The organism is Citrobacter sp. Cf072 (genome assembly GCF_030334485.1).
Taxonomy (GTDB): Bacteria; Pseudomonadota; Gammaproteobacteria; order Enterobacterales; family Enterobacteriaceae; genus Citrobacter; species Citrobacter freundii.
The window spans coordinates 1-19,368 of the sequence record NZ_JAOWDX010000034.1 but is presented as its reverse complement, the minus strand read 5'-3'; the positions used below and the strand labels follow the sequence as shown (position 1 = coordinate 19,368).

Here is a 19,368-nt window from a genome sequence, read left to right as displayed (position 1 = left end):
AAAATATGCAAGCACGTGTTAAGTGGGTTGAAGGGCTGACCTTCCTCGGTGAGTCCGCTTCTGGCCACCAGATTTTGATGGACGGTAACTCCGGTGATAAAGCGCCGAGCCCGATGGAAATGGTCTTAATGGCTGCGGGTGGTTGCAGCGCAATTGATGTGGTGTCGATCCTGCAAAAGGGTCGTCAGGATGTGACCAACTGCGAAGTGAAGCTGACCTCCGAGCGTCGTGATGAAGCGCCGCGCCTGTTTACCCATATCAACCTGCACTTCATCGTAACGGGTAACGATCTGAAAGATGCGTCCGTCGCACGTGCGGTCGATCTTTCGGCGGAAAAATATTGCTCCGTGGCGCTGATGCTGGAAAAGGCGGTGAACATTACCCACTCCTATGAAGTGGTTGCCGCGTAATTGCTGATGCCGGATGGCGGCGTTGCCTTATCCGGCCTACAAGGTGATGTTGAATCGTAGGCCCGATAAGCGAAGCGCCATCGGGCGCTTTCCACATATCACTCTATCTTTTTGCCTTCCATCAGTCGCTGCACCAGCGGCAGCATAATCAATTCCATCGCCAGACCCATTTTTCCGCCCGGTACGACCAACGTATTGATATGAGAAATGAATGAGCCCTGCAGCATGGCCAGTAGCCACGGGAAGTCGATCCCTTCCAGATTACGAAAATGAATCACGACAAAGCTTTCATCGAGTGACGGAATGCTCTTGGCGGCAAAGGGATTAGAGGTATCGACGGTTGGTACGCGTTGGAAGTTGATATGCGTACGGGAAAACTGTGGCGTGATGTAATTGATGTAATCGTCCATTGAGCGCACCACCGAGTCCATCACCGCTTCACGCGAGTGTCCACGCTCGCTGGTATCGCGGGTCAGCTTCTGGATCCACTCCAGGTTCACGATCGGCACCACGCCAACCAGCAGATCGACATGCTGGGCCACATTTTGCTGAGGGGTGACAACGCCGCCGTGCAGTCCCTCATAGAACAGGACATCCGTCGGTTCAGGCAGCGGCTGCCAGGGCGTAAATGTCCCCGGAACCTGATTCCACGGTACGGCCTCATCGTAGGTGTGCAGGTATTTACGCGACTGACCTTTGCCCGTCAGGCCGTATTCAATGAAGGTTTGCTCCAGCAGACCGAAGTCGTTAGCTTCGGGGCCGAAATAGCTGATATGCCGCCCGGCATCGCGTGCTTTGCGAATCGCCATGTCCATTTCCGGACGGGTATAGCGGTGAAAACTGTCACCTTCCACCTCGGCGGCGCGCAGGTTTAACTGCGCGAAAATTTTACGAAACGCGAGGCTGGTGGTGGTGGTCCCCGCGCCGCTGGATCCTGTTACCGCAATCACCGGATGTTTGGCAGACATAACAACTCCATGAAATGGTTGTAATTATAGTAAAGTCGGCCGGCGGCTACGGATTACTCGTGAATCTGCTTCCTCGGCATAATGTTGACCGTTTCATGCAGTTCGGACCACACCAGCACGGCTTCACCTGATTGTAGTTGGCGTTTGACGTCGGCGACTTTTTGTTCGAGCGAGCGTTCATGTTCACCGTAATCGGTGCCTTCACGCAAGACAAAGCTTTCAATCAGATTGTCCAGCGCGTCCGGAGAGATATCTTGCCATGGGATAATCATGATGACGCCTCCAGATACGTTGTCAGCCAGTCCGGGATTCTTGATTCCAGCCACATCTCAGGACGGCGCACTGTGCCACCAATAAATCCGACGTGGCCGCCATGTTCAGTCAGCTGATATTCCACCTGTGAAGGCAGATTTTCCGGTTTCGGGATCACGTGATGATCCATAAACGGATCGTCTTTAGCATGGATAATCAGTGTTGGTTTGGCGATCCGATTGAGCAACGGCATGGCGCTGCACTGGCGGTAATAGTCGATAGCATCGGCGAAACCGTGGATTTTGGCGGTGATCAGATCGTCAAAATCGCGAATGCGGCGCAAAGATTTCAACTGGGCCAGGCTTACCGGCAGCGAACCTGGATATGCCTCAAGCTTACGCGAGGCGTTGGCTTTCAATAAATTGAGCAGGTAGCGCTGATAGACACGGGAAAAGCCCTTGTCCATATGGTAGCTACAGGCTTCGAGCACGAAAGGCGCAGAAACGATAACCGCTGCATCTATCGGAATATCGTTGCCTTCTTTTGCCAGCAGACAAGCCAGCATGTTTCCACCGAGTGAATAACCTACCGCGGCGGTCGGTGCGCGACCGAACTCACGATCCAGCCAGTGTAAAAACCAGGTGCCATCTTCTGTTTCGCCGGAGTGATAAATACGGTTCAAACGATTGGGCTCACCACTGCAACCGCGAAAATGCATTACCACGCCCAGCCAGCCGCGCTTTTGTGCTGCTTCAATCAGGCCATGTGCGTAGGGGCTGTTCAGACTACCTTCCAGACCGTGAAAAACCACCAGGCGCGGTTTGTGTCTCGCCTGTTGCGGATCTTCACTCCACGCCAGATCGACGAAATCGCCGTCGGGCAATTCCAGACGCTGCCAGTGGGCGTCGAACTTCACCTTACGGCGAATTAATCGCGGCAGCATCGTCTGCAGATGGCGGTTACTGATACCGCGCATCGGGCGGAATTCTCGCGAATCGTCGGTAGGTGGGGTCATTTCTGTGGACGTGATTTCAACCATAACACCGGAGCAATTAATAATCGGAAAGAATAACTATACCGCGCACAGCGCGTGCGGGTTAGCCAATATGTGATTTTGTCGCTAGTCAGTCAGCAGGTTACGCGAGAAAAAATGAAAATCGACGTTAGGTTTACGTCGCCACAGGCGGGCTTTACGCGTCCCTGTCGCCACGCTTTCTCCAGTATCTTCAAACATTCCTGACGCTTCAAAGCGACGAATCAGACTTTTACGCTGGATCGACTGACCGAGGATCACCTCAGTGGCTTCGAGTAGTTGCCCATGGGTAAATGTTTCCGGCAAGCAGTACACTGGAAGGAGCGAGTACATCGTTTTTTGCCGCAAGCGATGCAGCGCCGCTGTAATGATTTTCTCGTGATCAAACGCGAGTGAATAGTTTTTCAACTCATCAACCGGCACCCAACGGGCATTGCTGACGCTGGCGATATGGGGCGCGCAGTCTACCCAGGCGATTAGTGCAAACCAGGTGACAGTCAGGCTCCAGCCGCGCGGGTCACGATCAGGCCCGGAAAAGGTATCCAGTTGTTCCAGCCACGAAGGCGAAACACCCGTTTTTTCAGTGAGTTTGCGCAGCGCGGTGGTACGGGTTGAATCATCGTTTTCGATATCAATAAAGCCGCCGGGTAATCCCCAACGTCCTTTTTGCGGGTGCTTTGCCCGCTCGACCAGTAATACGCACAGCGCCTGTTGATGCAGGGTAAATAACGCACTATCTACCGTCACCAGAGGTGAAGGGAAGCGGCTGGCGTCGTACTGATTCAGGTAGTCGGCTTCGGTGGTCATAAGGTACTCACGATGATTTGTAACGCTGATAAGTGTACCAGCCCGGCACCGGGGGGCAAGGTTCGTTTTTTCTCATTATTTATCAGTAGATTAACTAACAGCTTAAAAATAATTCATTTTCTGCTTGCTTAATATGTGTCTTAGAGACATTATTAATTATGTCGAAGGGACACAATTAAGAGGTGAGCGCGATGAACATAAAATTGACACTAACTTTGGACGACCAGGTCTATGCCGTTGCCAGCGGTGTTTTTCCTGATGGTGCTGTCTGGTTAAAAGTCACCGATGCGTTGCCAACCTTTGCTCGCCTGATGCGCATCCGTGCCACGGCTATGCGCGATATGAACGATTTTATGCTGCTGGCGCAACTGGTTGAGGCGGTCCGTCATCAGACCGATGTACTGGTCAGCCATCTCGACCTTCCCTGGCTGCCGTGGGCGCGTCAGGACAGACATATGGTATCGGGTGACAGCTTTGCGCTGAAAGTCTTCGCCAGTCAGCTCAATACGTTGAAATTTGACAAGGTCAACGTGCTCGACCCGCACAGTGACGCGGCGGCGGCTGCAATCGACAACTTTGTGGCGATCCCCCAGGAGGTTTGCCTGATGCAAAGCGCGTCATTATCGCGGCTGTTTCAGCAAAACGCGCTGATGTTGGTTGCTCCCGATGCAGGATCGCTGAAGAAGATTGATGCCGTAGCCAGAGCGGCCGGTGTGGAGCAGTACGCCATCCTGAGCAAAAAACGTGATGTGGCAAGCGGCAGCCTGACGGGATTTACGTTATTGGCCGGAGACGTCAGGGGGAGGGATCTGCTGATTGTCGACGACCTGTGTGATGCTGGCGGCACCTTCATAGGTTCTGCGCAGGTGCTACGTGATGCCGGTGCCCGCAGCGTTAGCCTGTACGTCACCCACGGGATCTTTTCTAAGGGCGTTGAACACCTGTTTGCTAACGGTATTGACGCCATCTACACCACCACTTCTTTAGCTGCCCCGACGCTGGAACATCCGCAGCTTGAACTTATCGATATTGACGCGATTTACCGCGCCTGAGGGAGAGACTGATTATGAAAATGAATCCAATTTTAGCTATCGACGGCTACAAAGTGTCTCACCGCGTTCAGTATCCGCAGGGCACCCGTCGCGTATATTCCAACTTTACCCCTCGCAGCGATCGCTTTTTCTCCTCGCCGTTGGCGGATGGCAAACTGGTATTTTTCGGCCTGCAGGGGTTTATGCAGTGGTTTTTAGTCGACCTGTTTAATGAGGCGTTCTTTGCCCGCCCGGAAGATGAGGTTGTGAGTGAATACAAACAGGTCATGGATAGCTATCTCGGCAAAGATGCGGTGGCGGTGGACCATATTCGTGCATTGCATCAGTTGGGCTATCTGCCGCTGCACATCAAGGCGCTGGATGAAGGTAGCAAAGTCCCAATGACTGTGCCGGTTTTAACCATTATCAACACCAAACCCGAATTTTTCTGGCTGGTGAATTACCTGGAGACCGTCCTGTCGGCGGAATTGTGGAAAGCGTCGACAAACGCCACGATTGCTCACCATTACCGTAAAATCTGCGCACGCTGGGCACAGAAAACCTGTAGCGACCTGACGCATCTTGACTTCCAGTGCCATGACTTTTCATTTCGCGGTATGTCCGGATTACAGGACACCATGCAGGCGGGCAGTGGGCATTTGTTGAGCTTTAAAGGGACCGACAGTATTCCATCTCTGTTGTACGCCCGCGATTACTACACCGACGGCGAGCCCTATTTTATCGGCGCCAGTATTCCAGCTACTGAACACAGCGTGATGTGTATGGGCGAGCGCGAGCATGAAATTGAAACCTTCCGCCGCCTGATTGCCGATCTCTACCCGCAAGGATTTGTATCGATAGTATCTGATACCTGGGACTACTGGCAGGTGCTGACGGAATATACCCGCGAACTGAAGAGCATCATTCTGGCGCGTGAAGGTCGTGTGGTATTCCGTCCGGATAGCGGCAACCCGGTAGAGATTCTGTGCGGTACTGGCGAAGATAACGATACAAGCAGCGATCGTACCGCTCAGGAGAAAGGGTCCGTGGAAGTGCTGTGGGAGATTTTTGGCGGCACGATTAACGCTAAAGGTTACAAGGTGCTCGACCCGCATGTTGGACTGATTTATGGCGACTCCATCACCCTTGAGCGGGCGAATGAGATCCTGCGTCGTCTGGAAGCGAAAGGATTTGCCAGTTCAAACGTCGTGTTTGGCGTCGGTTCCTTTACCTATCAGTACAACACGCGTGACACCTTCGGTTTTGCGATGAAAGCGACGTGGGGAGAAGTCGACGGCAAAGGCCGGACGATTTTCAAAGAGCCGAAAACCGATAATGGCCTGAAGCGTTCAGCCCGTGGTCTGCTTCGCGTCACACGTGATGAGCAAGGGGAACTGCGTCTGCATGATGAACAGACTTGGGAGCAAGAGCAGGAAGGGGAGCTGAAAACCCGTTTTCTCAACGGCAAGCTGTTTAACTGCGAGCATTTCGAAGAAATCCGCCAGCGTCTGGCGATGCAACGCTAAGCTGGGCTTTTGCCGGATGGCGGCTTTGCCTTATCCGGCCTACGGGCAGCAGGCCGCACGCTTTATGTAGGCCGGATCAGACGCGCCAGCGTCGCCATCCGGCAAAACCTTACTCACCCAACATCTGCTCAAGTTGTTCCTGAGCGTCCAGCCAGGCCATTTCACACTCTTCCAGCCCGGATTTCGCACTGGCCTGCTGCTGCAGACAAGCGGTGAGTTCGGCTTTGCGGCTTTGGTCGTACAGTTCGCTGTCGCCGAGTTTCTCTTCCGCCTGAGCTAACTGCGCGTGCAGTTTCTCCATCTCTTTTTCCAGACGGGTGATCTCTTTGCGCAGCGGTTGCGTCAGAGTGCGCAGTTCCGCTTCACGACGCTTCTGGTCTTTACGAGCCTGGGCGCTGTTAACGCTCTCTTTCGCCGGTTCGTCGCTCTGATTTTCCTGTTTCTGGACATCGCTCAGCCACTGCTGATAATCCTCCAGATCGCCATCAAACGGCTCGACTTTCTTGTCGTGTACCAGATAGAGGTCGTCGGTGGTGGAGCGGATCAGGTGACGGTCGTGCGAGACGACAACCAGCGCGCCTTCAAAATCGATCAGCGCTTCGGTCAGCGCCTGACGCATATCTAAGTCCAGGTGGTTGGTCGGTTCATCGAGCAGCAGCAGGTTCGGGCGCTGCCAGACGATCAATGCCAGCACCAGACGCGCCTTTTCACCACCGGAGAAGCGGCGAGTCTCTTCGCTGACTTTATCGCCCTGGAAGCCGAATCCACCCAGGTAGTCTCGTAGTTTCTGCTCCAGCTCCTGCGGCGCCATGCGTGCCAGATGCTGAATTGGTGATTCATCGGCGCGTAAAAACTCCAGCTGGTGCTGCGCGAAATAGCCCAGCTTGATGCCTTTCGCCAGGCCAATCTCGCCGCTGATGGGGGCCAGTTCGCCGGCCAGCAGCTTAATCAGCGTCGATTTACCCGCGCCGTTGCGACCGAGCAGACCGATGCGGGAACCCGGCACCAGATTCAGTTTGATCGAATCGAGAATGACGCGATCGCCGTAGCCAGCGCTGACCTTTTCCATCTTCAGCAGCGGGTTTGGCAGGCTTTCCGGTTCACGGAAGCTGAAGTGGAACGGGTTGTCCACGTGCGCTGGGGCAATCAGCTCCATGCGTTCCAGCATTTTGATACGACTCTGCGCCTGTTTTGCTTTCGTTGCTTTAGCGCGGAAACGATCGATATAGCTTTGCAGATGTGCCACGCGCTCCTGCTGGCTTTCGTACATGGCCTGTTGCTGCGCGAGGCGGGTCGCACGCTGGATTTCAAACGCGCTGTAGTTGCCTGTGTACTCGAACATGGTTTGCTGTTCGATATGAATAATTTTATCCACCACCGGATCGAGGAAGTCGCGGTCGTGGGAGATCAAGATCAGCGTGCCCTGATAGCTTTTCAGCCATCTTTCCAGCCAGATCACCGCGTCGAGATCGAGGTGGTTGGTAGGTTCATCGAGCAGTAGTAGGTCTGAACGGCAAATCAGCGCCTGGGCCAGGTTGAGGCGCATACGCCAGCCACCGGAGAAGTCGCTGACCGGCCGTTCAAGCTGTTCGTTGGAGAAACCGAGGCCATGCAGCAGGCTGGCGGCGCGTGAACGCACGGTCCAGGCATCGATGGCATCCAGCTTGCCATGGACAGTGGCAATGGCATGTCCATCGTTACGTTCGTTGGCGTCGTTCAACTGCGCTTCCAGTTGACGATATTCGCGGTCGCCGTCAATGACGTACTCCAGCGCGGGCTGTGGCAACGCAGGCGTTTCCTGATTCACCCACGCGAGCTGCCAGTTTCCCGGATAGGTAAATCCTCCAGCGTCGGCGCTGAGTTCATTTTTCAGCAATGCCAGCAGGGTAGATTTACCGCAGCCATTTTTACCCACCAGGCCAACCTTCTGCCCTGGATTAATGGTGGCCGTGGCATTGTCCAGCAAGACGCGCACGCCGCGACGAATTTGTAACGATGAGAAAACAATCATAAGGCGCCGTATGTTCAGACTATGTTAATTTATCATTATGATAATGTAATGTGCGGGCCGTTTGCCGCACCGAGGCGCAATGGTAGCCCAAAACGTCGAAAATAGACAAAAGACAAAACCGGGAGGGGGATGATGTTCCAGCCAGCGAAAGTCTTGCTGCTGTATGCCCATCCGGAATCTCAGGACTCGGTCGCGAACCGTGTTCTGCTTAAACCGGCCATGCAGCTCAGCAATGTTACCGTGCACGACCTTTACGCGCACTATCCTGATTTTTTTATCGATATTCCGCATGAACAGGCGCTGCTGCGTGAGCATGATGTGATCGTTTTTCAGCATCCGCTTTACACGTATAGCTGTCCGGCGCTGTTAAAGGAGTGGCTTGACCGCGTACTGAGCCGCGGATTTGCCAGCGGTCCCGGAGGGAATCAACTGGCGGGAAAGTACTGGCGTAGCGTTATCACTACCGGAGAACCGGAAAGTGCCTACCGCTATGACGCGCTAAACCGTTATCCAATGAGCGATGTGCTGCGCCCTTTCGAGCTGACGGCCGGTATGTGCCGCATGCACTGGATGAGCCCTATTATCGTTTACTGGGCCAGAAGGCAAACGAAGCAGGAGCTGGACAGCCATGCGAAAGCGTATGGTGACTGGCTGGCGAATCCGATCCCTGTGGGAGGCCGCTGATGGAAGGTTCAGATTTGTTGACAGCCGGAGTGTTGTTTCTCTTCGCGGCGGTGGCGGCGGTACCGTTGGCGTCCAGGTTGGGTATCGGTCCGGTGTTGGGTTACTTGCTGGCGGGTATTGCCATCGGCCCGTGGGGATTAGGGTTCATCAGCGATGTGGATGAAATCCTGCACTTTTCCGAGCTGGGCGTGGTTTTTCTGATGTTCATCATTGGGTTGGAACTTAATCCGGCCAAGCTTTGGCAACTGCGGCGTTCAATTTTTGGCGTCGGCGCCGCGCAGGTGATGCTGAGCGCGGTGGTGCTGGCCGGATTATTGATGCTCACTGCGTTCTCCTGGCAGGCGGCAGTGGTTGGGGGCATTGGTCTGGCGATGTCATCGACCGCGATGGCGCTGCAGTTGATGCGTGAGAAAGGCATGAACCGCAGTGAATCCGGGCAGTTGGGTTTTTCGGTGCTGCTGTTTCAGGATCTGGCGGTGATCCCTGCGCTGGCGCTGGTTCCGCTGCTGGCGGGGTCTGCTGACGAACATTTTGACTGGATTAAAGTGGGAATGAAGGTGCTGGCCTTTGCCGGCATGCTGATTGGCGGGCGCTATTTGCTGCGTCCGGTTTTCCGCTTTATTGCGGATTCTGGCGTGCGGGAAGTGTTCACCGCTGCCACGCTGCTATTGGTGCTGGGTTCTGCTTTATTTATGGATGCGCTGGGGCTGTCAATGGCGCTGGGAACGTTTATCGCGGGTGTGCTGCTGGCGGAAAGTGAATACCGACATGAGCTGGAAACGGCAATCGATCCGTTCAAGGGACTGTTGCTCGGGCTGTTTTTTATCTCCGTTGGCATGTCGCTCAATCTCGGCGTGCTCTACACCCATATTCTGTGGGTGGCAGCGAGCGTGATCGTGCTGGTGGTCGTTAAAATGCTGGTGCTGTATGTACTGGCGCGTCTTAACGGCATGAGAAGCTCTGAACGGATGCAATTTGCCGGGGTTTTAAGTCAGGGCGGTGAATTCGCTTTCGTGCTGTTTTCAACGGCATCCTCGCAACGGCTGTTTCAGGGCGACCAAATGGCGTTGCTGCTGGTGACCGTCACGCTGTCGATGATGACCACGCCGCTGGTGATGAAGCTGATTGATAAATGGCTCTCCCGCCAGTTTAACGGCACGGATGAGGAAGACGAAAAACCCTGGGTGGAAGATGATAAACCGCAGGTGATTGTGGTGGGGTTTGGGCGTTTTGGTCAGGTTATTGGTCGCCTGTTGATGGCCAATAAAATGCGTATTACCGTCCTGGAGCGAGATATCAGCGCGGTGAATCTGATGCGCAAATATGGCTATAAGGTCTACTACGGTGACGCCACTCAGGTGGAACTGTTGCGCTCCGCAGGGGCAGAGGCGGCACAGTCTATTGTTATTACCTGTAATGAGCCTGAAGACACAATGAAACTGGTGGAACTGTGCCAACAGTATTTTCCGCATTTGCATATTCTTGCGCGAGCGCGCGGACGTGTAGAGGCGCATGAGTTATTACAGGCCGGTGTGACGCAGTTTTCCCGCGAAACGTTCTCCAGTGCGCTGGAGTTGGGGCGTAAAACGCTGGTTACACTGGGGATGCATCCGCACCAGGCCCAGCGTGCTCAGCTGCATTTCCGTCGGCTGGATATGCGCATGCTGCGGGAACTGATCCCCATGCATACCGATACGGTACAAATCTCTCGAGCAAGGGAAGCACGGCGCGAGCTGGAGGAAATTTTCCAACGAGAGATGCAGCAAGAGCGACGTCAGCTGGATGGCTGGGATGAATTTGAGTAGAGGATAATCATGGCAATTCGTAAACGTTTTATCGCAGGCGCAAAATGTCCGTCCTGCCAGTCGCAGGATACGCTGGCGATGTGGCGTGAAAATAATATCGATATTGTTGAGTGTGTTAAGTGCGGTCATCAGATGCGGGAAGCCGATAAAGAGGCGCGCGAGCACGTTCGCAAAGAAGAGCAAGTGATCGGGATTTTTCATCCGGACTAGCGATATGGCGCAGCTTTTTTTAAGCTAGAGGGTACACAGGTGCAGAATTCCGCTACAATCTGCGCCACTATTCTTTCCATGCTCAGGAGATATCATGAAAGTAGCAAAGGACCTGGTGGTCAGCCTGGCCTATCAGGTACGTACAGAAGACGGTGTGTTGGTTGATGAGTCTCCGGTGAGTGCACCGCTGGACTACCTGCATGGTCACGGTTCCCTGATTTCTGGCCTGGAAACAGCGCTGGACGGTCATGAAGTTGGCGACAAATTCGATGTTGCTGTTGGCGCAAACGACGCATACGGTCAGTACGACGAAAACCTGGTGCAGCGCGTTCCTAAAGACGTCTTTATGGGCGTTGACGAACTGCAGGTTGGCATGCGTTTCCTGGCTGAAACTGACCAGGGTCCAGTACCGGTAGAAATTACCGAAGTGGAAGACGACCACGTTGTGGTTGACGGTAACCACATGCTGGCTGGCCAGAATCTGAAATTCAACGTAGAAGTTGTTGCTATCCGCGAAGCGACCGAAGAAGAACTGGCTCACGGCCACGTTCACGGTGCGCACGGTCACGACCACGATCATGACCACGGTCATGACGGTTGCTGCGGTGGACACGGCCACGACCATGGTCACGAGCACGGCGGCGAAGGCTGCTGCGGCGGTGGCGGTAAAGGTAACGGCGGCGGCTGCGGTTGCCACTAATACCCTTCGTCTTTCAACCCACAGCGGTGTTGGCTGCGCTTTCGAATCCTGGTCACATAGTTATCTATGCTCCCAGGACTTCCTCAAGCTTGCCGCCTTGCTGTGATTTGAAATCCTTTGGGTATATGTGAGTAGATCCGATAAGCGTTAGCGCTTTCGGACACAAAAAAAGCGGGGATATCCCCGCTTTTTTACGTCTCAATAATGTGGCGGAGGGGTCTCTTCAGATTGCGACGCGATGTGGGACGGTTGCGTTGCTTTGAGCTTTTCCGTCAGCAGACGCAGATGGTCGCGCAGTTTGGCCATTTCCAGTTCATGCGCGGTCACCGTCACGTTGAGCTCTTCAATGGTTATCTCCTGAAATGCCAGGCGACTTTCCAGTTCAGCCAGGCGAGTTTCCATTGTTGTATCCTGCATGATTCACCTCTTTCTTTTTTCTCCGGCAGATCGCGGACTGCGGCGAATTCTACTTAACTTTGCCTGTTTGCACAGCACTCAATCTTCGGTAACGAAACTAATTTAAACAAAAAGAGTCTGAAAAGTGGTGATAATAGGGCGTGCCTGTATGTTGATTTGTTCTGCAACGCTTTATAGTACATTTTTATGTTAGTTAACCCTGGGGTGAGATGCCCCGGCCCTGGAGATATGGATGAAATCACTGTTTAAAGTAACGCTGCTGGCGACCACAATGGCTGTTGCTCTGCATGCCCCGATCACCTTCGCTGCTGATGCTGCGAAACCAGCCGCTACTGCTGACAGCAAAGCAGCATTCAAGAATGACGACCAAAAAGCCGCTTACGCGCTGGGCGCGTCCCTGGGTCGTTATATGGAAAACTCTCTGAAAGAGCAGGAAAAGCTGGGCATCAAACTGGATAAAGATCAGCTGATCGCTGGTGTTCAGGATGCGTTTGCAGACAAGAGCAAACTGTCTGACCAGGAAATCGAACAAACTCTGCAGGCGTTTGAAGCGCGCGTGAAGAGCTCCGCTCAGGCAAAAATGGAAAAAGACGCGGCTGACAACGAAGCCAAAGGTAAAGTTTACCGCGAGAAATTTGCTAAAGAGAAAGGCGTTAAAACCTCGGCTACTGGCCTGGTCTACAAAGTAGAGAAAGAAGGTACCGGCGCTGCACCGAAAGACAGCGATACCGTGGTTGTTAACTACAAAGGTACGCTGATCGATGGTAAAGAGTTTGATAACTCTTATACCCGTGGTGAGCCGCTCTCTTTCCGTCTTGACGGCGTGATCCCGGGCTGGACTGAAGGCCTGAAAAACATCAAGAAAGGCGGCAAAATCCAGCTGGTTATCCCACCGGATCTGGCTTACGGCAAAACGGGCGTTCCGGGCATTCCGGCTAACTCTACGCTGGTCTTTGATGTTGAACTGTTAGACATCAAACCGGCACCGAAAGCTGACGCGCAGCCAGATGCTGCACCGGCAGATAAAGCTGCAGACAGCAGCAAAAAATAAGCTAACAGAAACCGCCGCCCACAGGGCGGCGGTTTTTTATTATCGACAGGATATAATTAATACTGGAAAGCGCCTTGTGCGCTGTATTACTTTAGATGCCCCTATAATAGTGATGAGCCTGCCCTGACAACATAACGACAGGCTCCTGAAAAGGAGTGCTTTTTTTCATGTCCAGGTCGCTTTTAACCAACGAAACCAGTGAGCTAGATTTGCTGGATCAACGTCCTTTCGATCAAACCGACTTCGATATCCTCAAATCCTACGAAGCGGTAGTGGACGGGTTGGCGATGCTCATTGGTTCCCATTGTGAAATCGTATTGCACTCTTTGCAGGATTTGAAATGCTCGGCCATCCGCATTGCTAACGGTGAACACACGGGCCGTAAAATTGGCTCACCGATTACCGACCTTGCGTTGCGTATGCTGCATGATATGACGGGTGCGGATAGCAGCGTGTCGAAGTGTTACTTCACACGTGCGAAAAGCGGTGTCTTGATGAAGTCGGTGACGATTGCCATTCGCAACCGTGAGCATCGCGTGATTGGTCTGCTGTGCATCAACATGAACCTTGATGTCCCTTTCTCGCAGATAATGAATACCTTTATCCCACCGGAAACCCCGGAAGTGGGCTCTGCCGTCAACTTTGCTTCTTCGGTGGAAGATCTGGTTACCCAGACGCTGGAATTCACAATCGAAGAAGTGAATGCCGATCGTAATGTTTCCAACAACGCGAAGAACCGCCAGATCGTCCTGAATTTGTATGAGAAAGGCATCTTCGATATTAAAGATGCCATCAACCAGGTCGCCGATCGGCTGAACATCTCCAAACATACGGTCTACCTCTATATTCGTCAGTTCAAAAGTGGCGATTTCCAGGGGCAAGATAAATAATGCGTTTTGCCATCATGGTGACGGGGCCAGCGTACGGCACGCAGCAGGCGAGCAGCGCGTTGCAATTTGCTCATGCGCTACTCAAAGAAGGGCATGAGCTAAGCAGCGTCTTTTTCTATCGTGAAGGTGTGTATAACGCCAACCTACTCACTTCGCCTGCCAGTGATGAATACGATCTGGTACGGGCCTGGCAACAGCTGAACCAACAGCATGGTGTAACACTGAATATTTGCGTGGCAGCGGCGTTGCGACGCGGCGTGGTTGATGAGACTGAGGCAAAGCGGCTGGGGCTGGCAGGAGCTAATTTACAATCAGGTTTTAACCTCAGCGGGCTTGGATCGCTGGCTGAGGCATCCCTGACCTGCGATCGCGTGGTGCAATTCTGATGAAACGTGTTGCTTTTGTCTTTTCTACCGTGCCGCACGGCAGCGCATCTGGCCGTGAAGGGTTAGATGCATTGCTGGCGACCTCTGCATTAACGGAAGACCTCGGCGTGTTTTTTATCGGTGATGGCGTCTTTCAAATCCTTCAGGGACAGCAACCGGATGCCGTGCTAGCGCGAGACTATATCGCGACCTTCAAGCTGTTAGGGTTGTACGATATCGATCAATGTTGGTTCTGCGCTGCCTCATTACGCGAGCGGGGCCTTCAGCAGGGGAGTAATTTTGTGATCGATGCGACAGCGCTTGAACCGGAAGATTTACGCCGTGAGTTAGGCAACTATGACGTCATTTTAAGGTTTTGAGACTCTCATGCTGCACACACTACATCGCTCCGCGTGGCTTACCGATTTCTCCTCTCTTCTTCGTCTGATTGATAAAGACGATGAACTTTTATTGCTCCAGGATGGCGTGACGGCAGCAATCGAAGGAAGCCGTTTCCTTGAAAGTCTGCAAAATGCCTCCATTAAGGTCTATGTACTGGAAGAAGACATTAAGGCTCGCGGGTTGAGTGGTCAAATTTCAGACAGTGTCGTCAGGGTTAGCTATACTGACTTCGTCAGACTTACGGTGAAGCATCCCAGCCAGATGTCCTGGTAATTGTGGGATCGTTGTATATTTCTTGACACCTTTTCGACACCGACCTAAAATTCTGCGTCCTCATATTGTATGAGGTCGTTTTATTACGTGTTTACGAAGCAAAAGCTAAAACCAGGAGCTATTTAATGGCAACAGTTAACCAGCTGGTACGCAAACCACGTGCACGCAAAGTTGCAAAAAGCAACGTGCCTGCGCTGGAAGCATGCCCGCAGAAACGTGGCGTATGTACTCGTGTATATACTACCACTCCTAAAAAACCGAACTCCGCACTGCGTAAAGTTTGCCGTGTTCGTCTGACTAACGGTTTTGAAGTGACTTCCTACATCGGTGGTGAAGGTCACAACCTGCAGGAGCACTCCGTGATCCTGATCCGTGGCGGTCGTGTAAAAGACCTCCCGGGTGTTCGTTACCACACCGTTCGTGGTGCGCTTGACTGCTCCGGCGTTAAAGACCGTAAGCAATCACGCTCCAAGTATGGCGTGAAACGTCCTAAGGCTTAATGGTTCTCCGTTAAGTAAGGCCAAACGTTTTATATTAATGTCAAACTAAACTCTTAGAGTTTTGGACAATCCTGAATTAACAACGGAGTATTTCCATGCCACGTCGTCGCGTCATTGGTCAGCGTAAAATTCTGCCGGATCCGAAGTTCGGATCAGAACTGCTGGCTAAATTTGTAAATATCCTGATGGTAGATGGTAAAAAATCTACTGCCGAAACTATCGTATACAGCGCGCTGGAGACCCTGGCTCAGCGTTCTGGTAAAAACGAACTGGAAGCTTTCGAAGTAGCTCTCGAAAACGTGCGCCCGACTGTCGAAGTGAAGTCTCGCCGCGTTGGTGGTTCTACTTATCAGGTACCAGTTGAAGTCCGTCCGGTCCGTCGTAATGCTCTGGCAATGCGTTGGATCGTTGAAGCTGCTCGTAAACGCGGTGATAAATCCATGGCTCTGCGCCTGGCGAACGAACTTTCTGATGCTGCAGAAAACAAAGGTACTGCAGTTAAGAAACGTGAAGACGTTCACCGTATGGCAGAAGCCAACAAGGCGTTCGCACACTACCGTTGGTAATCCCTTCGGAGTTTTAGTCACCAGGCGGGCGCTTCTAGTAAGCAGCCCGCTTTGGGCTACTTAAATTGAACGCCTAAAAGATAAACGAGGAATCAAATGGCTCGTACAACACCCATCGCGCGCTACCGTAACATCGGTATCAGTGCGCACATCGACGCCGGTAAAACCACTACTACCGAACGTATTCTGTTCTACACCGGTGTAAACCATAAAATCGGTGAAGTTCATGACGGCGCAGCCACCATGGACTGGATGGAGCAGGAGCAGGAACGTGGTATTACTATCACCTCCGCAGCGACTACTGCATTCTGGTCTGGTATGGCTAAGCAGTATGAACCGCATCGCGTAAACATCATCGACACCCCGGGGCACGTTGACTTCACTATCGAAGTAGAACGTTCCATGCGTGTGCTTGATGGTGCAGTAATGGTTTACTGCGCAGTTGGTGGTGTTCAGCCTCAGTCTGAAACCGTATGGCGTCAGGCAAACAAATATAAAGTTCCGCGCATTGCGTTCGTTAACAAAATGGACCGTATGGGTGCGAACTTCCTGAAAGTTGTTGGTCAGATCAAAACCCGTCTGGGCGCGAACCCTGTTCCGCTGCAGCTGGCAATTGGCGCTGAAGAAGCGTTCACCGGTGTTGTTGACCTGGTGAAAATGAAAGCCATCAACTGGAACGAAGAAGATGCAGGCGTAACCTTCACTTATGAAGATATCCCGGCTGACATGCAGGAACTGGCTGAAGAATGGCACCAGAACCTGATCGAGTCCGCTGCAGAAGCTTCAGAAGAGCTGATGGAGAAATACCTGGGTGGTGAAGAACTGACTGAAGAAGAGATCAAAAAAGCTCTGCGTCAGCGTGTTCTGAACAACGAAATCATCCTGGTAACCTGTGGTTCTGCGTTCAAGAACAAAGGTGTTCAGGCGATGCTGGATGCGGTAATTGATTACCTGCCATCCCCAGTAGACGTACCTGCGATCAACGGTATTCTGGACGACGGTAAAGATACTCCTGCTGAGCGTCATGCTAGCGATGACGAGCCGTTTGCTGCTCTGGCATTCAAAATCGCTACCGACCCGTTCGTGGGTAACCTGACCTTCTTCCGCGTGTACTCTGGTGTGGTTAACTCCGGTGACACCATCCTGAACTCTGTGAAAACTGCACGTGAACGTTTCGGCCGTATCGTACAGATGCACGCTAACAAACGTGAAGAGATCAAAGAAGTTCGCGCGGGCGATATCGCTGCTGCTATCGGTCTGAAAGACGTGACCACTGGTGACACTCTGTGTGACCCGGATCACCCGATCATTCTGGAACGTATGGAATTCCCTGAGCCGGTAATTTCCATCGCGGTAGAACCGAAAACCAAAGCTGACCAGGAAAAAATGGGTCTGGCTCTGGGCCGTCTGGCTAAAGAAGACCCGTCATTCCGCGTATGGACTGACGAAGAATCTAACCAGACCATTATCGCTGGTATGGGTGAGCTGCACCTCGACATCATCGTTGACCGTATGAAGCGTGAATTCAACGTTGAAGCGAACGTCGGTAAACCTCAGGTTGCTTACCGTGAAGCGATTCGCGCGAAAGTTACCGATATCGAAGGTAAACACGCTAAGCAGTCTGGTGGTCGCGGTCAGTACGGTCATGTTGTTATCGACATGTACCCGCTGGAGCCGGGTTCAAACCCGAAAGGCTACGAGTTCATCAACGACATCAAAGGTGGTGTAATTCCTGGCGAATACATCCCGGCCGTTGATAAAGGCATCCAGGAACAGCTGAAATCTGGCCCGCTGGCTGGTTACCCGGTTGTTGATCTGGGCGTGCGTCTGCACTTCGGTTCTTACCATGACGTTGACTCCTCTGAGCTGGCGTTTAAACTGGCCGCTTCTATCGCCTTCAAAGATGGCTTTAAGAAAGCGAAACCAGTTCTGCTTGAGCCTATCATGAAGGTTGAAGTAGAGACTCCGGAAGAGAACACCGGTGACGTAATCGGTGACTTGAGCCGCCGTCGTGGTATGCTTCGTGGTCAGGAATCCAACGTCACTGGCGTTGTTATCCATGCTGAAGTTCCGCTGTCTGAAATGTTCGGATATGCAACTCAGCTGCGTTCTCTGACCAAAGGCCGTGCTTCTTACTCCATGGAGTTCCTGAAGTACGACGATGCGCCGAACAACGTTGCTCAGGCCGTTATTGAAGCCCGTGGTAAATAATCCACAGGATTAAAACCTAAGTCCCGTGCTCTCTCCATAGGGGAGAGCACTATAGTAAGGAATATAGCCGTGTCTAAAGAAAAATTTGAACGTACAAAACCGCACGTTAACGTCGGCACCATCGGCCACGTTGACCACGGTAAAACTACCCTGACCGCTGCAATCACTACCGTACTGGCTAAAACCTACGGCGGTGCTGCTCGTGCATTCGACCAGATCGATAACGCGCCGGAAGAAAAAGCTCGTGGTATCACCATCAACACTTCTCACGTTGAATATGACACCCCGACTCGCCACTACGCACACGTAGACTGCCCGGGCCACGCCGACTATGTTAAAAACATGATCACCGGTGCTGCGCAGATGGACGGCGCGATCCTGGTTGTTGCTGCGACTGACGGCCCGATGCCGCAGACTCGTGAGCACATCCTGCTGGGTCGTCAGGTAGGCGTTCCGTACATCATCGTGTTCCTGAACAAATGCGACATGGTTGATGACGAAGAGCTGCTGGAACTGGTAGAAATGGAAGTTCGTGAACTTCTGTCTCAGTACGATTTCCCGGGCGACGACACTCCGATCGTTCGTGGTTCTGCTCTGAAAGCGCTGGAAGGCGAAGCAGAGTGGGAAGCGAAAATCATCGAACTGGCTGGCTTCCTGGATTCTTACATCCCAGAACCAGAGCGTGCGATTGACAAGCCGTTCCTGCTGCCTATCGAAGACGTATTCTCCATCTCCGGTCGTGGTACCGTTGTTACCGGTCGTGTAGAGCGCGGTATCATCAAGGTTGGTGAAGAAGTTGAAATCGTTGGTATCAAAGAGACTGCTAAGTCTACCTGTACTGGCGTTGAAATGTTCCGCAAACTGCTGGACGAAGGCCGTGCTGGTGAGAACGTTGGTGTTCTGCTGCGTGGTATCAAACGTGAAGAAATCGAACGTGGTCAGGTACTGGCTAAGCCGGGCTCTATCAAGCCGCACACCAAGTTCGAATCTGAAGTGTACATTCTGTCCAAAGACGAAGGCGGCCGTCATACTCCGTTCTTCAAAGGCTACCGTCCGCAGTTCTACTTCCGTACTACTGACGTGACTGGTACCATCGAACTGCCGGAAGGCGTAGAGATGGTAATGCCGGGCGACAACATCAAAATGGTTGTTACCCTGATCCACCCGATCGCGATGGACGACGGTCTGCGTTTCGCAATCCGTGAAGGCGGCCGTACTGTTGGTGCGGGCGTTGTTGCTAAAGTAATGAGCTAATT

21 protein-coding genes and 1 pseudogene are annotated in these 19,368 nt (G+C 52.7%); 16 read left to right on the top strand and 6 right to left on the bottom strand.

The features are described from left to right. Positions 1-5: 5 nt before the first annotated feature. On the top strand, positions 6-410 hold the full coding sequence (locus tag OGX66_RS02965; protein WP_003023611.1) for an OsmC family protein: 405 nt from the start codon (positions 6-8) through the stop codon (positions 408-410). Positions 411-508: 98 nt separating this feature from the next. Here the strand turns inward: OGX66_RS02965 and OGX66_RS02960 are convergent, their stop codons facing one another. The 4 genes and pseudogenes from OGX66_RS02960 to OGX66_RS02945 all read right to left on the bottom strand — a co-directional run bounded on the left by OGX66_RS02960 (position 509) and on the right by OGX66_RS02945 (position 3,470). Continuing rightward, positions 509-1,378, bottom strand: a complete 870-nt coding sequence (locus OGX66_RS02960; RefSeq protein ID WP_044713851.1) for a phosphoribulokinase — start codon at positions 1,376-1,378, stop codon at positions 509-511. A gap of 53 nt (positions 1,379-1,431) precedes the next feature. Beyond that, the gene (locus OGX66_RS02955; RefSeq protein WP_003023615.1) at positions 1,432-1,650 is read right to left on the bottom strand and encodes a YheU family protein; all 219 of its coding nucleotides are present in this window, start codon (positions 1,648-1,650) and stop codon (positions 1,432-1,434) included. Next, positions 1,647-2,715, bottom strand: a pseudogene (locus OGX66_RS02950) (hydrolase). The gene OGX66_RS02955 and the pseudogene OGX66_RS02950 overlap by 4 nt, the downstream one beginning before the upstream one ends. 35 nt (positions 2,716-2,750) lie before the next feature. Then, complete coding sequence (locus OGX66_RS02945) at positions 2,751-3,470, bottom strand: NUDIX hydrolase (RefSeq protein ID WP_046671298.1); 720 nt, start codon at positions 3,468-3,470, stop codon at positions 2,751-2,753. 191 nt (positions 3,471-3,661) lie between these two features. On the opposite strand from OGX66_RS02945, the gene prs reads away from it, so the two are divergent. Continuing rightward, entirely contained in the window at positions 3,662-4,522 is an 861-nt protein-coding gene (gene prs, locus OGX66_RS02940) for a ribose-phosphate diphosphokinase (protein WP_032937275.1), read from the top strand. 14 nt (positions 4,523-4,536) lie between these two features. Then, on the top strand, positions 4,537-6,027 hold the full coding sequence (locus OGX66_RS02935; protein WP_115489367.1) for a nicotinate phosphoribosyltransferase: 1,491 nt from the start codon (positions 4,537-4,539) through the stop codon (positions 6,025-6,027). Between the two features lie 109 nt (positions 6,028-6,136). Here the strand turns inward: OGX66_RS02935 and OGX66_RS02930 are convergent, their stop codons facing one another. Then, positions 6,137-8,038: an ABC transporter ATP-binding protein gene (locus OGX66_RS02930; protein ID WP_003847948.1), complete on the bottom strand. Its 1,902-nt coding sequence runs from the start codon at positions 8,036-8,038 to the stop codon at positions 6,137-6,139. Between the two features lie 132 nt (positions 8,039-8,170). Between OGX66_RS02930 and kefG the strand changes: the two genes are divergently transcribed. From kefG to slyD, 4 genes are all read left to right on the top strand, one after another. Next, the gene (gene kefG / locus OGX66_RS02925) at positions 8,171-8,722 is read left to right on the top strand and encodes a glutathione-regulated potassium-efflux system ancillary protein KefG (RefSeq protein ID WP_003023629.1); all 552 of its coding nucleotides are present in this window, start codon (positions 8,171-8,173) and stop codon (positions 8,720-8,722) included. Further along, on the top strand, positions 8,722-10,527 hold the full coding sequence (gene kefB, locus OGX66_RS02920; RefSeq protein ID WP_003023630.1) for a glutathione-regulated potassium-efflux system protein KefB: 1,806 nt from the start codon (positions 8,722-8,724) through the stop codon (positions 10,525-10,527). The genes kefG and kefB overlap by 1 nt, the downstream gene beginning before the upstream one ends. A gap of 9 nt (positions 10,528-10,536) precedes the next feature. Then, positions 10,537-10,737 carry a YheV family putative zinc ribbon protein gene (locus OGX66_RS02915; RefSeq protein WP_003023632.1) on the top strand — a complete coding sequence of 67 codons (201 nt, stop codon included), beginning with the start codon at positions 10,537-10,539 and terminating at the stop codon, positions 10,735-10,737. 94 nt (positions 10,738-10,831) lie between these two features. Continuing rightward, on the top strand, positions 10,832-11,437 hold the full coding sequence (slyD, locus tag OGX66_RS02910; RefSeq protein WP_003023634.1) for a peptidylprolyl isomerase: 606 nt from the start codon (positions 10,832-10,834) through the stop codon (positions 11,435-11,437). Positions 11,438-11,635: 198 nt separating this feature from the next. Here the strand turns inward: slyD and OGX66_RS02905 are convergent, their stop codons facing one another. After that, positions 11,636-11,854, bottom strand: coding sequence for a protein SlyX (locus tag OGX66_RS02905; protein WP_003023639.1), 219 nt, complete (start codon positions 11,852-11,854; stop codon positions 11,636-11,638). A 232-nt stretch (positions 11,855-12,086) separates the two neighbouring features. Between OGX66_RS02905 and fkpA the strand changes: the two genes are divergently transcribed. The 9 genes from fkpA (at position 12,087) to tuf (ending at position 19,366) form a co-directional block, all read left to right on the top strand. Further along, entirely contained in the window at positions 12,087-12,905 is an 819-nt protein-coding gene (gene fkpA / locus OGX66_RS02900) for an FKBP-type peptidyl-prolyl cis-trans isomerase (protein ID WP_003023641.1), read from the top strand. A 167-nt stretch (positions 12,906-13,072) separates the two neighbouring features. Beyond that, entirely contained in the window at positions 13,073-13,795 is a 723-nt protein-coding gene (locus OGX66_RS02895) for a helix-turn-helix transcriptional regulator (protein WP_003023643.1), read from the top strand. Continuing rightward, positions 13,795-14,181: a sulfurtransferase complex subunit TusD gene (gene tusD / locus OGX66_RS02890; protein WP_003023646.1), complete on the top strand. Its 387-nt coding sequence runs from the start codon at positions 13,795-13,797 to the stop codon at positions 14,179-14,181. The genes OGX66_RS02895 and tusD overlap by 1 nt, the downstream gene beginning before the upstream one ends. Further along, the gene (gene tusC / locus OGX66_RS02885; protein ID WP_049001488.1) at positions 14,181-14,540 is read left to right on the top strand and encodes a sulfurtransferase complex subunit TusC; all 360 of its coding nucleotides are present in this window, start codon (positions 14,181-14,183) and stop codon (positions 14,538-14,540) included. Before tusD ends, tusC begins: the two co-directional genes overlap by 1 nt. Before the next feature lie 7 nt (positions 14,541-14,547). Next, positions 14,548-14,835, top strand: a complete 288-nt coding sequence (tusB, locus tag OGX66_RS02880; protein WP_003023651.1) for a sulfurtransferase complex subunit TusB — start codon at positions 14,548-14,550, stop codon at positions 14,833-14,835. A gap of 125 nt (positions 14,836-14,960) precedes the next feature. Further along, positions 14,961-15,335 carry a 30S ribosomal protein S12 gene (gene rpsL / locus OGX66_RS02875; protein ID WP_003023654.1) on the top strand — a complete coding sequence of 125 codons (375 nt, stop codon included), beginning with the start codon at positions 14,961-14,963 and terminating at the stop codon, positions 15,333-15,335. A 95-nt stretch (positions 15,336-15,430) separates the two neighbouring features. Continuing rightward, positions 15,431-15,901, top strand: a complete 471-nt coding sequence (gene rpsG / locus OGX66_RS02870) for a 30S ribosomal protein S7 (RefSeq protein ID WP_003023657.1) — start codon at positions 15,431-15,433, stop codon at positions 15,899-15,901. Positions 15,902-15,997: 96 nt separating this feature from the next. Next, the gene (fusA, locus tag OGX66_RS02865; RefSeq protein ID WP_003023659.1) at positions 15,998-18,112 is read left to right on the top strand and encodes an elongation factor G; all 2,115 of its coding nucleotides are present in this window, start codon (positions 15,998-16,000) and stop codon (positions 18,110-18,112) included. A gap of 69 nt (positions 18,113-18,181) precedes the next feature. Continuing rightward, complete coding sequence (gene tuf, locus OGX66_RS02860; RefSeq protein ID WP_003031109.1) at positions 18,182-19,366, top strand: elongation factor Tu; 1,185 nt, start codon at positions 18,182-18,184, stop codon at positions 19,364-19,366. Positions 19,367-19,368 lie beyond the last annotated feature (2 nt).

Excerpts from the sequence above, each read along its gene's own strand:
- OGX66_RS02965 (WP_003023611.1), top strand. The coding sequence starts at position 6 with ATGCAAGCACGTGTTAAGTGGGTTGAAGGGCTGACCTTCCTCGGTGAG.
- OGX66_RS02960 (WP_044713851.1), bottom strand. The coding sequence starts at position 1,378 with ATGTCTGCCAAACATCCGGTGATTGCGGTAACAGGATCCAGCGGCGCG.
- OGX66_RS02955 (WP_003023615.1), bottom strand. The coding sequence starts at position 1,650 with ATGATTATCCCATGGCAAGATATCTCTCCGGACGCGCTGGACAATCTG.
- OGX66_RS02945 (WP_046671298.1), bottom strand. The coding sequence starts at position 3,470 with ATGACCACCGAAGCCGACTACCTGAATCAGTACGACGCCAGCCGCTTC.
- prs (WP_032937275.1), top strand. The coding sequence starts at position 3,662 with ATGAACATAAAATTGACACTAACTTTGGACGACCAGGTCTATGCCGTT.
- OGX66_RS02935 (WP_115489367.1), top strand. The coding sequence starts at position 4,537 with ATGAAAATGAATCCAATTTTAGCTATCGACGGCTACAAAGTGTCTCAC.
- OGX66_RS02930 (WP_003847948.1), bottom strand. The coding sequence starts at position 8,038 with ATGATTGTTTTCTCATCGTTACAAATTCGTCGCGGCGTGCGCGTCTTG.
- kefG (WP_003023629.1), top strand. The coding sequence starts at position 8,171 with ATGTTCCAGCCAGCGAAAGTCTTGCTGCTGTATGCCCATCCGGAATCT.
- kefB (WP_003023630.1), top strand. The coding sequence starts at position 8,722 with ATGGAAGGTTCAGATTTGTTGACAGCCGGAGTGTTGTTTCTCTTCGCG.
- OGX66_RS02915 (WP_003023632.1), top strand. The coding sequence starts at position 10,537 with ATGGCAATTCGTAAACGTTTTATCGCAGGCGCAAAATGTCCGTCCTGC.
- slyD (WP_003023634.1), top strand. The coding sequence starts at position 10,832 with ATGAAAGTAGCAAAGGACCTGGTGGTCAGCCTGGCCTATCAGGTACGT.
- OGX66_RS02905 (WP_003023639.1), bottom strand. The coding sequence starts at position 11,854 with ATGCAGGATACAACAATGGAAACTCGCCTGGCTGAACTGGAAAGTCGC.
- fkpA (WP_003023641.1), top strand. The coding sequence starts at position 12,087 with ATGAAATCACTGTTTAAAGTAACGCTGCTGGCGACCACAATGGCTGTT.
- OGX66_RS02895 (WP_003023643.1), top strand. The coding sequence starts at position 13,073 with ATGTCCAGGTCGCTTTTAACCAACGAAACCAGTGAGCTAGATTTGCTG.
- tusD (WP_003023646.1), top strand. The coding sequence starts at position 13,795 with ATGCGTTTTGCCATCATGGTGACGGGGCCAGCGTACGGCACGCAGCAG.
- tusC (WP_049001488.1), top strand. The coding sequence starts at position 14,181 with ATGAAACGTGTTGCTTTTGTCTTTTCTACCGTGCCGCACGGCAGCGCA.
- tusB (WP_003023651.1), top strand. The coding sequence starts at position 14,548 with ATGCTGCACACACTACATCGCTCCGCGTGGCTTACCGATTTCTCCTCT.
- rpsL (WP_003023654.1), top strand. The coding sequence starts at position 14,961 with ATGGCAACAGTTAACCAGCTGGTACGCAAACCACGTGCACGCAAAGTT.
- rpsG (WP_003023657.1), top strand. The coding sequence starts at position 15,431 with ATGCCACGTCGTCGCGTCATTGGTCAGCGTAAAATTCTGCCGGATCCG.
- fusA (WP_003023659.1), top strand. The coding sequence starts at position 15,998 with ATGGCTCGTACAACACCCATCGCGCGCTACCGTAACATCGGTATCAGT.